Source organism: Streptomyces yatensis (assembly GCF_018069625.1).
Classification (GTDB): domain Bacteria; phylum Actinomycetota; class Actinomycetes; order Streptomycetales; family Streptomycetaceae; genus Streptomyces; species Streptomyces yatensis.
In genome coordinates, this window is sequence record NZ_CP072941.1 from 5,114,529 (window position 1) to 5,129,134 (window position 14,606).

At 71.7% G+C, this 14,606-nt stretch carries 12 protein-coding genes; 4 read left to right on the forward strand and 8 right to left on the reverse strand.

Features of this window, described 5'->3' with window-relative positions:
• Window positions 1-107 precede the first annotated feature (107 nt).
• The 6 genes from J8403_RS21350 to J8403_RS21375 all read right to left on the reverse strand — a co-directional run bounded on the left by J8403_RS21350 (window position 108) and on the right by J8403_RS21375 (window position 7,528).
• Window positions 108-1,490, reverse strand: coding sequence for a cytochrome P450 (locus J8403_RS21350; RefSeq protein ID WP_211124572.1), 1,383 nt, complete (start codon window positions 1,488-1,490; stop codon window positions 108-110).
• Window positions 1,487-2,131 carry a GTP-binding protein gene (locus J8403_RS21355; protein ID WP_425519817.1) on the reverse strand — a complete coding sequence of 215 codons (645 nt, stop codon included), beginning with the start codon at window positions 2,129-2,131 and terminating at the stop codon, window positions 1,487-1,489. Before J8403_RS21355 ends, J8403_RS21350 begins: the two co-directional genes overlap by 4 nt.
• Window positions 2,112-2,471: a DUF742 domain-containing protein gene (locus J8403_RS21360; protein WP_078642513.1), complete on the reverse strand. Its 360-nt coding sequence runs from the start codon at window positions 2,469-2,471 to the stop codon at window positions 2,112-2,114. Before J8403_RS21360 ends, J8403_RS21355 begins: the two co-directional genes overlap by 20 nt.
• Complete coding sequence (locus J8403_RS21365) at window positions 2,468-2,896, reverse strand: roadblock/LC7 domain-containing protein (RefSeq protein ID WP_137966646.1); 429 nt, start codon at window positions 2,894-2,896, stop codon at window positions 2,468-2,470. Before J8403_RS21365 ends, J8403_RS21360 begins: the two co-directional genes overlap by 4 nt.
• A gap of 14 nt (window positions 2,897-2,910) precedes the next feature.
• Window positions 2,911-4,497: a sensor histidine kinase gene (locus tag J8403_RS21370; protein ID WP_211124573.1), complete on the reverse strand. Its 1,587-nt coding sequence runs from the start codon at window positions 4,495-4,497 to the stop codon at window positions 2,911-2,913.
• A gap of 280 nt (window positions 4,498-4,777) precedes the next feature.
• Window positions 4,778-7,528, reverse strand: a complete 2,751-nt coding sequence (locus J8403_RS21375) for a SpoIIE family protein phosphatase (protein ID WP_425519818.1) — start codon at window positions 7,526-7,528, stop codon at window positions 4,778-4,780.
• A 255-nt stretch (window positions 7,529-7,783) separates the two neighbouring features.
• Here J8403_RS21375 and J8403_RS21380 point away from each other — a divergent pair, with 255 nt between their 5' ends.
• Complete coding sequence (locus J8403_RS21380) at window positions 7,784-8,242, forward strand: DUF7144 family membrane protein (protein WP_211124575.1); 459 nt, start codon at window positions 7,784-7,786, stop codon at window positions 8,240-8,242.
• Between the two features lie 48 nt (window positions 8,243-8,290).
• On the forward strand, window positions 8,291-9,829 hold the full coding sequence (locus J8403_RS21385) for an ATP-dependent DNA ligase (protein ID WP_211124576.1): 1,539 nt from the start codon (window positions 8,291-8,293) through the stop codon (window positions 9,827-9,829).
• Window positions 9,830-9,899: 70 nt separating this feature from the next.
• Here J8403_RS21385 and J8403_RS21390 read toward each other — a convergent pair whose 3' ends face one another.
• Window positions 9,900-11,108 (reverse strand): alginate lyase family protein, encoded by a 1,209-nt coding sequence (locus tag J8403_RS21390; RefSeq protein ID WP_211124577.1) that lies wholly within the window; start codon window positions 11,106-11,108, stop codon window positions 9,900-9,902.
• 157 nt (window positions 11,109-11,265) lie between these two features.
• Here J8403_RS21390 and J8403_RS21395 point away from each other — a divergent pair, with 157 nt between their 5' ends.
• Window positions 11,266-12,348, forward strand: coding sequence for an endonuclease/exonuclease/phosphatase family protein (locus J8403_RS21395; RefSeq protein ID WP_246585929.1), 1,083 nt, complete (start codon window positions 11,266-11,268; stop codon window positions 12,346-12,348).
• A 74-nt stretch (window positions 12,349-12,422) separates the two neighbouring features.
• Here the strand turns inward: J8403_RS21395 and J8403_RS21400 are convergent, their stop codons facing one another.
• Window positions 12,423-13,472 carry a LysR family transcriptional regulator gene (locus tag J8403_RS21400; RefSeq protein ID WP_246585930.1) on the reverse strand — a complete coding sequence of 350 codons (1,050 nt, stop codon included), beginning with the start codon at window positions 13,470-13,472 and terminating at the stop codon, window positions 12,423-12,425.
• A 156-nt stretch (window positions 13,473-13,628) separates the two neighbouring features.
• Here J8403_RS21400 and ligD point away from each other — a divergent pair, with 156 nt between their 5' ends.
• A complete protein-coding gene (ligD, locus tag J8403_RS21405) occupies window positions 13,629-14,567 on the forward strand; it encodes a non-homologous end-joining DNA ligase (protein WP_211124579.1) in 939 nt (312 codons plus the stop codon).
• Window positions 14,568-14,606: the final 39 nt, after the last annotated feature.

A 14,606-nucleotide genomic window follows, 5' to 3' on the forward strand; every position in this document is an offset into this window, starting at 1 on the left:
CACCATCAGGTATCAGGTGGATGTGGCTTCCACGCTACGCCCTCGCGTGCGCGGCAGGGAAAAACCGTGTGCCCCGGTGGTACGGAACCCACCGGGGCACGAAAGGGTCAGTGCGGGTGGGCCGGGGTGAACCGGACCGGGAGGGCGGCCACGCCGCGCATCATCAGCGTGACCCGCCATTCGAGGCCGTCCGGGTCGACGGACAGGGTGACGTCCGGGAGGCGGTCGAGCAGGACCTCGACCGCGGCGCCGGCGATGACCTGGGCGATCTCACGGGCGGCCGGGGGGCAGCCGTGCTTGCCGTGGCTGAAGGCCATATGGGCCTGGTTGCCGCCCGCGCCGGAGTGGAAGTCCGGCCGTACGTCGGGGTCGGCGTTGGCCGCGGCGAGGCCCAGCATCAGGCAGTCGCCCTTCCTGATGCGGCGTCCGCCGAGCATCGTGTCCTCGGCGGCCCAGCGGCCGATCCAGAACGGGACCGGGGTGTCCTCCCACAGCACCTCGTTGAGCGCCTGGCCGACGCTGCGCCGGCCGCCGGAGAGGGTGATGGCGAACCGTTCGTCCGTCAGCATCAGCCGGAGGGCGTTGGCGATCAGGTCGCTGGTGGGCTGCTGGACGGCGTAGACGCTGCCGAGCAGGTCGTTGACGATCTCGTCGTCGGTGAGCCCGGCCGGGTGGGCCACCAGATGGGCGGCGATGTTGACCTGGTCGGGGTTCTCCCGGACACGCTTGATCAGCGCCTCCGTCCGGGTCTGCATATTCCGCAGCGCGAGGGGCGCGTCGTTCCCGGTGAGGTGGAGCGCGTCGTCCTGGATGGCGGCGGATTCGGTGTCGTCCAGGCCGTACAGCCGGGTCACCACCCGCAGCGGGATCTGGCTGGCGTACTCGGCCACCAGATCGGCCCGGCCACTGCCCGCGAAGGTGTCGATCAGCCGGTCGGCGACCCGCTCGCACTGCGCGCGCAGTTCGAACTGGTCCACCGCCGCCAGGCCGTCCCAGATCGCCTCGGCCCGCCGCTGGTGCTCGGCGCCCTCGCTGAACAGCATGGTCGGGCGGTAGCCGACGAAGCTCGTCAACTCCCAGTCGGACGGCACCAGATGCCAGGAGTGCCAGCGGCGGGAGTCGCGGGCGAACAGATGGGGATCGGTGGTGACCCGGACCACCTCGCGGTAGCCGAGCACCGCCCAGACGGGGATCGTGCCGTCCAGCAGAACGGGCACGACCGGGCCGTGGTCCCGGCGCAGCTCCCGGTAGAGCTCCAGCGGTTCGGCCCGGAACCGCTGGTAGTCCAGCGGCACCGAGCCGGCGGGCACCACCCCGTCGGGCGGGGCGGGGGCGGACCGGAAGAGGGGCTGGGGCGGGTCCTCGGGCAAGCCCTCCGGCGCGTCCTCGGACGAGTCCGCCGACAGGCCCTCCGGCGCGTCCTTCGGCACATCCTCCGGCGCGTCCTGCGACGGGTCCTCGAACGGGGGCGTGGGGTCAGGGGTGGTCACGCGGTGCTCTCCCCGGCGGCGCCGTTGGCGGAAAGGGAGTAGAGGTAGCGGGCGAGCGCGACCAGTACGGCCTTGCTGGAGTCGCGCTTGCGGGCGTCGCAGTCGATCATCGGTACCTCGGGCGGGAGGTCGAGGGCCTCCCGCACCTCCTCCAGCGAGTGCTGCGGCTCGGTGAAGTTGTTGCGGGCCACGATGAACGGCGTGCCGTGGTGTTCCAGCCGGTCCAGCGCGTACCAGGAGTCGGACAGCCGATTGGTGTCCACCAGGACGACCGCGCCCAGGGTCCCGGAGAAGAGCCGGTCCCACAGGAACCAGAACCGCTCCTGGCCGGGGGCGCCGAACAGATAGAGCACCATCTGCTCGTCCAGGCTGATCCGGCCGAAGTCGAAGGCCACCGTGGTGGTGGTCTTGTGCCGCACGAACGAGGCGTCGTCGATGCCGACGCCCGCCTGCGTCATCGTCTCCTCGGTGCTCAGCGGGCGGATCTCGCTGACCGACCGCACCATCGTCGTCTTGCCGACGCCGAACCCGCCCACGATCACGATCTTGAGACCGTTGCTCGCGCTCTCCGGCAGCGGAGCGTGTCCGGTGCTGCCGGGGAGCGCCATGCTGACGGTGTCGTCAGAGATTCTGGAGTGCAACGAGCACCTTCTTCAGGGTTTCGGGCCCGGGCAGCCGGCCGCCGGGGCGGGCCGCCTGCGGATGGCGCGCGGTGATCCGGCCGGTGTCCAGCAGATCGCACAGCAGGATCTTGACCACGCTGACGGGCAGTTCCAGATACGAGGAGATCTCCACGACCGACAGGGGGCGGCGGCACATCCGCAGGATCCGGACGTGCTCGGACTGCATCCCGGGAGTGGGGTCGCTTTCGCTGACGATCAGCGTGACCATGTCGAACCGGCTCTCATCGGCCCGGCTGCGGCCGCCGGTGACGGTGTACAGCCGGTCCGGCCCCTCCTTGTCCAGCGGCCCTCGGATCATGCCGTCGCCCCGCCGCCGCTGTCGCCCGCGACCACCCTCGGGGCGGCTCGCAGATGGTCGCCGATCTGCTCGACCAGTTCGTTCATGTTGTGGCCGATGACGCCGACATCGGCGTCGTCATGCGCCACCACGGCGAGATGGGCACCTTCGCCGGCCTCGACGATGAACAGAATTCCCCCGTGGAACTCCGTCATCGACTGCCGTACGCCGCCGCTGCCGTCGCCGAACTCGATGGACGCGCCATGGGCGAGGCTCTGGATGCCCGACGCGATGGCCGCCAGCTGATCGGCCTGGTCCACGGACAACCCGGAGGAGAGGCACAGTTTGAGCCCGTCCCGCGACAGCACCAGCGCGTGGCGTGACCCCGGGGTCTTCTCCAGCAGGTTCTCCAACAGCCAGTCCAAGCTGCGGTCAGTGGTGTTCATCGGCGTTCCTTCTGTCACGGCTTGTCGTTCTCGGCAGGCTCGGCGGACTCGGCGGTCTCATGGTGATCTGCGGATACCGAAGGCTCGGTGTCACACGGAGCACCGGCGGCGAAACCGCCGCGGGCCGCCTGGCGGAAGGCGCCGAAGCGGGCTCCGGCTTCCTCGGGTCGTGGACGGCTGGTCTTGGCCTTGGGTTCCGTCTCGGCCGCCTGGGCGGCCGCCCGGGTGGCGGCGGCCAGCGTCTCGCCACGGCGCCGCTTGGGCAGTCCGTTGACGGGCCGTGAGGGCTGCGCGGGGGGCTCCGGCGCGGCGGGATCCGGCGCGGACGACGGCGAAGGGGACGGCGAAGGGGACGGCGAGGTGGCGGGTGCGGGGGCCGTCGCGGCGGGGGCCGCGGTGGTGGTGGCCGTGGGCGCGACGGCCTGGGCGGACGCCTGCCGGGGGACCCCGGAGCGCACGGTGCCCGGCGCGTCGAGGACGACCGCGTCCTGGTTGACGTGCGTGATCAGCTGCTGCGGGATCAGGACGACCACACCGGTGCCGCCCCGCGCGGACGGCCGGAAGGAGACGGTCAGTCCGTGCTTACGGGCCAGACAGCCGACGACCGCCAGGCCCAGCCGGGTGCCGGACAGGCTCATCAGGTCCAGGCTCTCGGAGGAGACGGACTTCTGGGCGCGGTCCAGGGCGGCCGGGCCCATCACGAGTCCGCCGTCCTCGATGGTCACCACGACGCCCGCGTGCGTCTCCTCGACGTACACATGCACCTCCTCGGTGGGAGGCGAGAAGCTGGCGGCGTTGTCCATCAGTTCGGCGAGGGCGTGCATGACCCCCTCGGCCGCGTAACCGGCCACCGCGGCGTTGCTGGCCGAGTGGACCCGTACCCGCTGGAAGGCGCTGATCCGGCCGATCGCGCCGCGCAGCACGGACTCCATGACGATCGGCTTGGTCCAGCGGCGCCCGGAGCGGGCACCGGTGAGCACCGCGATGCTGTCCGCGATCCGGCCCGCCTGGGCGGTGGTGTGGTCCAGCTTCAGCAGATCGCCGAGGACGGTCTCGTCGTGGCGGTTCTCCATCTCCCGCAGATCGGCCAGCATGCTGGTGGCCAGCGCCTGGACGCGGCCCGCGGCGTTGGCGCACGCGGCCATCGCGGAGGCGCGCATCCGCTCACCGTCGCCGATCTCGCGCAGCAACGCCCGCAGCAGGAGCTGATGGGCCCTGCTGGTGGGGCGCTCCATGCGGGTGATCACGGTATCCACCGAGCCGCCCTCGCGCAGTCTCCGCACCGCGGACGGAATCGTTTCCTCGGCGAGCCGGGTGGCCTCGATCTCCTTGGCGGCGGCCGTGGTCTCCAGCTCCGTGACCCGTTCCTGGAGACGGCCGATGGTCCGCGAGCGGTTGGTGGCGACCGCGAGCGCCACCCCCAGCAGCACGGCGGCCACCGCGCAGAAGACGGCGACGGCGGCGCGCTGGGCGGACGGCACGGCGGTGGTCACCCACAGTCCCGCGCCACCGGCGACGACGGCGGCCAGCAGGGGGACGGTCAGGGCCCCACGTGTCACCGAGGGCCCTTTGTACGGATGGCTGGATATGTGTGCTGACATCTATCAGGTCCTCATGGGCGCGTTGAGGGTTTTTGGCTGGACCACGCGGACATCAAGCCGTGGGCGCCACATGTTAGTAGAGTCACGTCGCTTTGACCGGTCCCGCTCATCACATGGAGCATGACGGCCCGTCAAGTTGGCGCGCCGAGAAGCGTCACCTTCCGGACGCATATGCCGCTGCCATCGCTCACCAGCGTGCCGGGCCCGGAAACGTCACGGATACGGGGACATCACGGACCCGCGGGCGTCACGGATCCGGCAGCGCCAGGCCCCCGAACCTTCACGGAATCGCCAGCTCGGCCCAGATGACCTTGCCACCCGAGGTGTAGCGGGTGCCCCAGCGCTCGGCGAACTGGGCGACCAGGAACAGCCCCCGGCCGCCCTCGTCCGTCGTCGCCGCGTACCGCAGATGCGGGGAGGTGCTGCTGGTGTCGGAGACCTCGCAGATCAGGGCCTTGTCGCGGAGCAACTGCACCCGGATCGGGCCGGTGGCGTGGCGGATGGCGTTGGTGATCAGTTCGCTGAGCACCAGCTCGGCGGTGAACGCCGCCTCGTCCAGCCCCCACTCCGCCAGCTTCCGCATCACCTCGGCGCGCACCCCGGCCACGGCGGCAGGGTCGGACGGCACGTCCCAGGAGGCCACCCGGTCACCGCCCACGACCTGGGTACGGGCGGCGATCAGGGCGATGTCATCGCTCGGGTTGCTGGGCAGCAGCGCCTCCAGCACCTCGGTGCAGATCTCGTCGGGCGTGCGGCCGGGGTGGGACAGGGCGTCGCGCAGCATCTCCAGACCGGTGTCGATCTCCCGGCGGCGGTCCTCGATGAGCCCGTCGGTATAGAGGACGAGATGGCTGCCCTCGGCCAGTTCCACCTCGGCGGTCTCGAACGGCAGCCCGCCCAGGCCCAGCGGCGGCCCGGCGGGCAGGTCGAGGAACTCCACGGAGCCGTCCGGACGCACCAGCGCGGGCGGCGGATGACCGGCCCGCGCCATCGTGCACCGCCGCGTCACCGGGTCGTAGATCGCGTACAGACACGTCGCCCCCGTGATCCCCTCACTGCCGGCGCCCTCGCCCTCCGGCCCGCCGGGGCCCTCGTCCCGGTCGATCCGGGCGATCAGATCGTCGAGGTGCGACAGGATCTCGTCGGGCGGCAGGTCGAGCGTGGAGAAGTTGTGCACCGCCGTCCGCAGCCGCCCCATCGTCGCCGCCGCGTGCAGACCGTGCCCGACGACATCGCCCACCACCAGCGCCACCCGCGCTCCGGGCAACGGGATGACGTCGAACCAGTCGCCCCCGACCCCCGACTCGGCCGGCAGATAGCGGAAGGCCACATCCAGCGCGTTCTGCTCGGGCAGGGCGCGGGGCAGCAGGCTGTGCTGCAGGGTGACCGCCATGGTGTGTTCGCGGGTGTAGCGGCGGGCGTTGTCGATACAGACCGCGGCGTGCGCGGCGAGCTCCTCGGCGAGGGACACCTCCTCCTCTTCGAAGGGCTCGCGCTGCTTCATCCGCCAGAAGCTGACCACGCCCAGCAGCACGCCCCGGGCCCGCAGTGGCACGGTGACCAGCGATCGGACACCGTATTCGATGATCTTGGCGGTCCGCTCGGAGTCCTGCGCCTGCCAGCCGAGGGCCTCGGTGAGATCGTCCTCGACGACCGGCTCACCCCTGCTCAGCCCGAACGCCTGGGGCGAGGTCGGGACGAACGAGAACACCCGGCCGACCGGATAGAAGGGGTGGCCCTGGCCGGGCCGGATCCCGTGGACCGCCTCCCGGCGCATCTCGACGCCGCCGACCGCCAGCGGCTCATCGCCGCGCGCCACGGGCTCCGCCAGGTCGACGGTGACGAAGTCGGCGAAGCGGTCCACCGCCACCTGCGCCAGCTCCTGGGCGGTCCGGCCCACATCGAGCGTGGTGCCGATCTCCACGCTCGCGTCGTAGAGCAGCTTGAGCCGCTTCTGCGCCACTTCGGCACGGCCGGAGAGGGCGCGCAGTTCGGTGGAGTCGCGCAGGGTGGCGACGCTGCCGGGCGGGCCGCCGTCGCGGTCGGTCAGCCGGTTGTTGATGGCCAGCAGCCGGTCGCCGGCCACCAGCACCTCGTCGGTGACATCGCGCCCGGAGGCCAGGACGTCGGCGACATGGGGCTCCAGGCCCAGATCGTCGACCAGCCGCCCCTCCGGCCGCGGCGGCAGGTCGAGCAGCCGGGACGCCTCGTCGTTGGCCAGCACCAGCCGCCCGTCGCCGCCGACGATCAGCACGCCCTCGCGCACCGAGTGCAGCACCGCGTCATGGTGCTCGTACATCCGCGTCATCTCGACCGGGTCCAGGCCGCGGGTCTGCCGCCGCAGCCGCCTGCTCACCAGGGCGGTGCCGCCGGTGGCGAGGACGAGGGAGGCGGAGACGGCGCCGACGAGCAGCGGGAGCTGGCGGTTGGCGAGCCCGCTCACCTTCTGGATCGTGATCCCCGCGCCCACCAGGCCGACGACCTTGTGATGGCCGTTGAAGATCGGGGCGACCGCCTGCATCGCCGGACCGAGGGTCCCGGGGCGGCTCTCGGTGATGGTGTGCCCCCGCAGCGGGGGGCCGATGTTGCCGATGAAGTGCTTGCCGATGCGGTCGGGCTTGGGGTGGGTGAGCCGGATGCCCTGCGGGGTCACCACCACGACGAAGTCGAGCCCGGATTTCTTCCGGGCGGCCTCGGCCCTCGGCTGGAGCACCTTGGTCGGGTTGCGGCTGTGCAGGGCCTGGACGATGCCGGGGGAGTTGGCGAAGGCCTCGGCGACCGCGACGGACCGGCCGCGGGCCTCGTCGGTGGCGTCGTGTCGCACCTGGAGCACCAGGGCGATGGTCGCGGCCGCGCCGAGCAGCAGCACGATGACGAGTTGGAGGACGAAGACCTGGCCGGCGACGCTGCGGACGCTCAGCCACGATCGAAAGCGCCGGCCCGCCACCTCCGGGCGCTCCCGGCGCCGACTCCGTGGGCGCCGACCGGGGATCATGCGGGCAGCCCACGATCGACCCATAAACCGGGCCATACACATACATCTACACCGGGAAATCCTGGAAGGCGAATCTCCGCCTCCATCGGCCGGGCGGCCACGATAATCCGTGCACGCCACGGCGACTTTCCGTGCCGACTCGACCACGGAGTGCTTTTGCGGGAGGCGTTCACGAGGAGCGAGGTGCCGAAGGCGGGGGTCTGTGCAAATCTGAAGAAAAGGGCAATTCACCCTTATTGCCGTCAATCGGTGTCGGCGCGGCACCGATTGCGCCTGACGAAGGAGCCCGACATGGCCAGTCACGCCGGTGGAGTTCAGACAGGAGTCGCCCCGGGCCACGCGCACCGGGCGGTGAGCGGATGGCTCGTCTTCGCGGCGGTCATGATGATCTTCAGTGGGCTGATGAACCTGCTCCAGGGCATCTCGGCCATCCGGACCGACCAGGTGTTCCTGGTCACGCAGAGCTACATCTTCCAGTTCGACCTCGCCGGATGGGGATGGGTCCACTTCGGCGTCGGCATCGCCCTCCTGCTCGCCGGGTTCGCGGTGTTCACCGGTGCGATGTGGGCCCGGGTCGCGGGGGTGGCGCTGGCCGGGCTCGCGCTGGTCGCCAACTTCCTGTGGCTGCCGTACTACCCGGTCTGGGCCACCGTGCTGCTCATCGTCGACGCCCTCGTCATCTGGTCGCTGTGCGCCGGACCGAGCCGCGCCGGCGCGGGAGGACGCGGCGAGGCGGGACGTACGGCCTGAGAGCCGCGGTGCCTGGCTTCCCGGCGGGGTGCGGGGCAGGCTGGAGCCATGCTGCTGGCTGATGTCGCGCTGACCTCCCGCCAGGTCGCGGCCACCGCCGCCCGCTCGGAGAAGATCGCCGCGCTGGCCCGGCTGTTCCGGCGTACGGAACCGGCCGAAGCGGCCGTGGTGATCACCTACCTCGCGGGCAAACTGCCCCAGCGCCGGACCGGAGTGGGCTGGTCCACCCTGCGCCACCGGCGCGAGCCCGCCGCCGAGCCGACGCTCGGGGTGCTCGATGTGGACGAGGCCCTGACCCGGGTCGCGGCGGTCTCCGGCACCGGCGCGACGGCGGCCCGCAAGCGGCTGGTGGGCGAGCTGCTGGCCGCCGCGACCAAGGACGAGCAGGGCTTTCTGCTCGGGCTGATCGGCGGGGAGCTGCGGCAGGGGGCGCTGGAGGGACTGGCCGTGGAGGGGCTCGCCGAGGCCGTGGGCGCACCGGCCGCCGAGGTGCGGCGGGCGGTGATGGTCGGCGGTTCGCTGGGCACCGTCGCCGAGGCGCTGCTGGCACGCGGCCCGGAGGCGCTGGCCGACTTCCGGCTGGAGGTGGGGCGGCCGGTGCTGCCGATGCTCGCGCAGAGCGCCAAGGGCCTCGACGAGGCCATGGACCGGCTGGGGCCGTGCGCGGTCGAGGAGAAGCTGGACGGGATCCGGGTGCAGGTGCACCGGGACGGCGAGGACGTACGGATCTACACCCGCACCCTCGACGAGATCACCGACCGGCTGCCGGAGGTCGTCACGGCGGCGCGGGAACTGGCGGTGGACCGGGCGATCCTCGACGGTGAGGTGATCCTGCTGGACGCCGACGGGCGGCCACGGCCGTTCCAGGAGACCTCCGCCCGGGTCGGCTCCCGGCTCGATGTGGCCGGGGCGTCGGCCGCGCTGCCGCTGTCCCCCGTCTTCTTCGATCTGCTCGTCGTGGACGACCGCGATCTGCTCGACCTGCCGACCCGCGAGCGCCATGCCGAACTGGCCCGGATCGCCCCCGGGCCCCGGCGGGTGCGGCGGCTGGTGGCCGACGATCCGGCGGATCCGGAAACCCGGCGGGCGGCACGGGAGTTCGCCGCGGACGTACTGGCCCGGGGGCATGAGGGGGTGCTGGTCAAGTCGCTGGAGGCGCCGTACGGCGCGGGGCGGCGCGGGGCGTCCTGGCTGAAGGTCAAACCGGTGCACACGCTGGATCTGGTGGTGCTGGCGGCGGAGTGGGGCCACGGCCGCCGCACCGGGAAGCTGTCCAACCTCCACCTGGGCGCGCGGGCGGCGGACGGCACGTATCTGATGCTGGGCAAGACCTTCAAGGGGCTCACCGACGCGATGCTGGAGTGGCAGACGCAGGCGCTGCTGGGGATCGCGGTCAGCGACGACGGCTGGGTGGTGCGGGTGCGGCCGGAGCTGGTGGTGGAGGTGGCCTTCGACGGGCTGCAGCGCTCGTCCCGCTATCCGGCGGGCGTCACGCTGCGGTTCGCGCGGGTGCTGCGCTACCGGGAGGACAAGCCGGCCGATCAGGCGGACACGGTCGAGGCGGTGCTGGCGCTGCGCGGCGAGTGACCGGCCGGGGCCCTTCGCGAGGAGACCCCGGACCGCCAAGCGGCCCGGGGTCTCCTCGGATCGGGAGTGATCAGGAGGGGTTCTCCGCGTGGGTCAGGGTCTCCCAGCCCAGGAAGAGGCTGTTGGTGCCCGCCGGGCGCTGCTGCTCGGTGAGCTTCTGGGTGTTGGCCATGGCGATGCCGAGGCGGGTGTGCAGGGCGTTGTAGCCGACCTCGGTGATCGGGCCGAGGCCCCGCTTGACGCTGCCGCCGCACAGCCAGGACGGCACGGCCTCGCCCAGTTCGTACTTCGACTGGAAGCCCAGCGCCTGCCGCAGCCGCTCGCCCACCTCGGGGTAGAGGTCCTGGCCCTGGATGCGGCTGGTCTCGGCGACATGCGCGATGGAGGCGATGCCGTATCCGGTGTGGGTGAAGTCGCGGCAGGTCTCCTGGGTGAGGCCGGTGACGAAGGTCGTCTGGCCCTGCCAGTACTTGACGATCTTGTCGCGGGTGTCCAGGCCGCTGCCGGGCGCGGTCTTGGGCAGGGAGCCGTCGGACTGCAGGTAGACGTAGGCCGGGACGCGGCCGCGGAACTTCGCGACGGCCTTGTCGTAGCTGGCCCGGTCGTCGAGGAAGACGGAGATGCCGGTGGCGGCCTCCATCATCACCAGCTCCCAGTTGCCGTTGGAGTTCGAGCCGCCGATGACCTTCGGGAGGTAGACGTTCCGCAGCATCGTGGAGAAGCGGCTGATGGAGGCGTCCGACCAGCCGTCGTAGGTGTAGCGGATGATCTCGGCCGCCCGGGGCCAGGAGGATCCGGCCCAGCCGGTCTGCAGCGGGGCGTTGCTGTTGGTGTGGTCCTTGATGGTGGCCGACCAGGCGTCCATGATCTGGATCGCCTTCTCCGCGTAGCGGCTGTCGCGGGTGATGTACCAGGCCAGCGAGAGCGAGTAGGCGGCGAGCGCGTCCTGGCGCTCATCGGTGCAGCCGAGGTTGGGGTCGGAGTACGGCCCGCATTCGACGACCGCCCGGGGCTTGGGGGTGCGCGACAGCGAGGCGTACGGGCTCGACAGCATCGCGTCGTACGCGCCCTTCCAGGGCTGCGCGCCGGCGTTCACCTTGGAGCGGACGAAGTCGAGCTGGGCCTGGCTGACCAGGACGCCGGGGTGGGTGAAGGCGGCGGCGGCCTTGGGTTCGGCGGACCGCTTGGTCTGCCCGGCCGTGGCCGGACCGCTGAGGATGCCCGCGAACAGCGCGGCCAGCGCTGCGGCGAGGGCGAGATACAGGGCTCTGGTGCGCATGGGGGCGGCTCCTGACGGTGGGTTCGTGTATATGAACGACGGATGCCGACATGAACTCCTGCGATTGTTCCGGGAAGTTAGCTCATGAACACGTCAAGGTCTAGACCTGCGGGGCGTAGGAGAGAATGTGCGCCCCGCCCCGATCGAGAGGCCCAGCGTGGAGACGACAGTCGCGGAGGACCAAGGCACAGGCCCCGGCCCCGGCCGCCCGTCCGGCGCCCCGCGCGGCGCCCGGGGCACCTGGGCCGCCGTCGCCCGGCTGCTCCGGCTCCCCGACGGACGGGCCCGGCGGACGGCGGCCTGGTCTGCGGTGGTGCCGCTGGCCCTGGTCAGCGTGGTGGTGCTGTGCCGAGCCGCGGACATCGACGGCATCACCCCCCTACCGCAGCTGCTGGCCTTCCTGCCCTGGCTGCTGGTCCCGGCGGCGCTCGGGCTGCTGCTCGGCACGGCCGCGCGCTGGCCGCTGGGGTGCGGCTGGGCGCTGGCGGCAGCCGCGGCCACCGGGTGGTTCATCCAGCCGTACGACGGCGGCACCCCGCCCGAGCCGCACGGACCGGTCCTCGCCCGGCTGCGGGTGATGACCGCGAACCTTGAATTCGGGCAGGCCAGGGACGGGCTGCTGACCGCGCTGCGCCGGGAGCGGCCGGACCTGGTCGCGGTGCAGGAGTGCGACACGGAGTGCGCCGAGGCGCTGGACTCGGCCGCCGTCCGCGCGGCCTATCCGTACCGGAGCGTCGCCCTCGGCGACAGCGCCGCCGCGGGCTCGGCGATCCTCAGCCGCCATCCGCTGACCCGTGCGGAGGGGGTGCGCGGGACGCTGCGGATGCCGGGGGCGGTCGTCCGGATCGCGGGGCAGCGGCTGCGGCTGCAGGTCGCGCATCCCATGCCGCCGATGCCGGGCCAGTTGGACGTCTGGCGCACCGAGCTGGGGCGGCTGCGGGCCTACGCCGCCGGGCGGGGCGGGGAACCCACCCTGATCGCCGGCGACTTCAACGCCACCCAGGACCACGCCGCCTTCCGGGCCGTCCTGGACACCGGGCTGCGGGACAGCGCACGGGCCACCGGGATCTCCCGCACGCCGAGCTGGCCGAGCGCCACGGCCCCGGTGCTGGGGGCGCAGATCGACCATGTGCTGGCCAGCCGGGCGCTGCGGCCGCGCACGGCCCGCTTCCTGGATCTGCCGCACACCGACCACCGCGCGCTGCTGGTGGAGCTGGACCTGTACGGGCCGCAGGGCTGAGCCGCGGCTCAGCTCTCGTTCGGGCCGCGCTCAGCTCTCGCCCGGGTCGCGCTCAGCTCTCGTTCGGGCCGCGCTCAGCTCTCGCTCGGGTTGTAGGAGTTGGCCAGTTCGAACGGATCGGGCTCCAGGCCCGCCGTGGGCCAGCGCTGCTCCCGCTGCCAGCGCGCGTTCTCCTGCGCGAGCGCGTCCCAGAGCAGATTGAGCGGATGGGCCGCCCCATAGGACGCCCGCTCACCGCGCCGGGTGAAGGCACCCAGCAGCACCTCCAGCCGGGGCCCGGTGTCATTGACCAGCTCGACCGCGCGCAGCCCGCGTCCGTACGCCACTCTCGGATCGCCCGCCGCGTCCGCGACCCCCTTGGTGACCAGCATGCAGCCGCGCAGCAGACCGGAGCGCAGCAGCTCGAAACCGTAGTTGACGGTGTCGATCTCGGCGGCGATGCGCAGCTTGTTGCGGTAGTCGCCGCCGAACCAGGTGTGCAGCACCCCGGCCATCAGCCCGCTGGCCGAGACCACCAGCGGCAGCGAGCGCAGCGCGCTGCTCGGGGCGGTGGGACCGGGCAGCTCGGCCTCGGACAGATTGGTCAGCAGCGAGACCCCGCTGCGGCGCCACTCCATCACGTCGAAGGCGGCCAGTTCATCGTCGCCCTCGGGCCGGGTGACCACGGAACCGCACACCAGGTCGACATCCTTGGCCCGCAGCTTGGCCAGTACGTCCCGGGTGCGCACATGGCCGACCTTCAGCTCGATGGCGCGCTGCCGGAACTCCTCGGACACCCGCTCCCCGGCGCCCGCCAGATAGCTGAGGGTAAATCGAGTGGTGCCCACCACCAGGGTTTTTCCCAGGCGTCGCCGTGACTCATGGATACCGTCCAGCCACTCGCCGAGAGTTCCGCGCGCCAATTCGACCAGGGCTTCTCCGGTGCCGGTGAACAGCACGTCCTTGCCACGCCCCTGCTTGAGTATGAGGGGTTCGCCGCAAAGCTCGCGAAAGTTCCGGTTCATGGTGTCGATCTGCTTTTGCACGCTGGACTGTTCACGGCCCAGAATCCGTGCGGCGCCCAGTGCGGTACCGGCCTCATGGACCATGATCAAGGTGCGCAACTGGTCCATCGTGGTGTCCATGAGCGCGAGTGGGCTCTGCGCCCAGCGGCCGCGCCGATCCGTCGTCGGTGGTCCGAGCGACCCTGGTCTCACCATGATTTCCCCCGCTTTTCAACTTCTCCCGTTTTCCTGACTCCAGAGTTTAGTCAGCTATCCACACGGTTACCCGGGTCCGATATGAGCGAGAAGCAGACCGATGCGCGAAACGTCAGGGCCGGGAGCCACACCGTACGGATCAGCCGCCCGGAAAAGGTGCTCTTCCCCGACGACGGGATCACGAAGTGGGATCTCGTCACGTACTACCGCTCGGTCTCCCGCCGCATCATTCCGCAGTTGCGCGGCCGCCCTTTGATGATGGAACGCCATCCGGACGGAATCGGCGGCAAGCCGCTGATGCAGAAGAACGCCCCCGACTACTTTCCGGACTGGGTGCGCCGCGCCGTACTCCCCAAAGAGGGTGGCGAGGTCACCCATGTGGTCTGCGACGACACCGCGACCCTGGTCTACCTCGCCGACCAGGCGTGCGTCACCCCGCACCGCTGGCTCTCCCGCGCCGACCGGCCCGACCACCCCGACCGGCTGGTCTTCGACCTCGATCCGCCCTCGGCGGAGGAGTCCGCCTTCGAGGAGGTGCGCTGGACGGCCCGCCGCTGCCGCGAGCTGCTCGGCGAGCTCGGGCTGCCGGGGCTGCTGATGACCACCGGCTCCCGCGGACTGCATGTGATCGTCCCGCTGGACCGCCGCGCCGACTTCGACACCGTGCGGTCCTTCGCGCACGAGGCCGCCGAGCTGCTGGCCGCCCGCCATCCCGACCGGCTCACCACCGAGCCGCGCAAGGCCAACCGGAGCGGCCGGCTCTACCTGGACGTCCAGCGCAACGCCTACGCCCAGACCGCCGTCGCCCCGTACGCGGTGCGCGCCCGTCCCGGAGCCCCCGTCGCCACGCCCATCGACGCGGCGGAGCTGGACGACCCGGAGCTGAGGGCCGACCGCTGGACGCTGCGGACCGTCGGCGAGCGGCTCGCGGACGACCCCTGGGCCCGTACGGACACCAGGGGCCGTTCCCTGCGCGCCCCCCGCGAGCGGCTGCGGCGACTCGCGGAGGGCGAAGGCTGACGCCTGAGCCTTATGAGCCTTGGATGAGCCTTGGGGGCT

What these genes read in the sequence shown, in the direction of transcription:
- J8403_RS21360 (WP_078642513.1), bottom strand. Translation starts at nt 2,471, where the DNA reads ATGATCCGAGGGCCGCTGGACAAGGAGGGGCCGGACCGGCTGTACACC.
- J8403_RS21365 (WP_137966646.1), bottom strand. Translation starts at nt 2,896, where the DNA reads ATGAACACCACTGACCGCAGCTTGGACTGGCTGTTGGAGAACCTGCTG.
- J8403_RS21370 (WP_211124573.1), bottom strand. Translation starts at nt 4,497, where the DNA reads ATGTCAGCACACATATCCAGCCATCCGTACAAAGGGCCCTCGGTGACA.
- J8403_RS21375 (WP_425519818.1), bottom strand. Translation starts at nt 7,528, where the DNA reads ATGGCCCGGTTTATGGGTCGATCGTGGGCTGCCCGCATGATCCCCGGT.
- J8403_RS21380 (WP_211124575.1), top strand. Translation starts at nt 7,784, where the DNA reads ATGGCCAGTCACGCCGGTGGAGTTCAGACAGGAGTCGCCCCGGGCCAC.
- J8403_RS21385 (WP_211124576.1), top strand. Translation starts at nt 8,291, where the DNA reads ATGCTGCTGGCTGATGTCGCGCTGACCTCCCGCCAGGTCGCGGCCACC.
- J8403_RS21390 (WP_211124577.1), bottom strand. Translation starts at nt 11,108, where the DNA reads ATGCGCACCAGAGCCCTGTATCTCGCCCTCGCCGCAGCGCTGGCCGCG.
- J8403_RS21400 (WP_246585930.1), bottom strand. Translation starts at nt 13,472, where the DNA reads ATGGACACCACGATGGACCAGTTGCGCACCTTGATCATGGTCCATGAG.
- ligD (WP_211124579.1), top strand. Translation starts at nt 13,629, where the DNA reads ATGAGCGAGAAGCAGACCGATGCGCGAAACGTCAGGGCCGGGAGCCAC.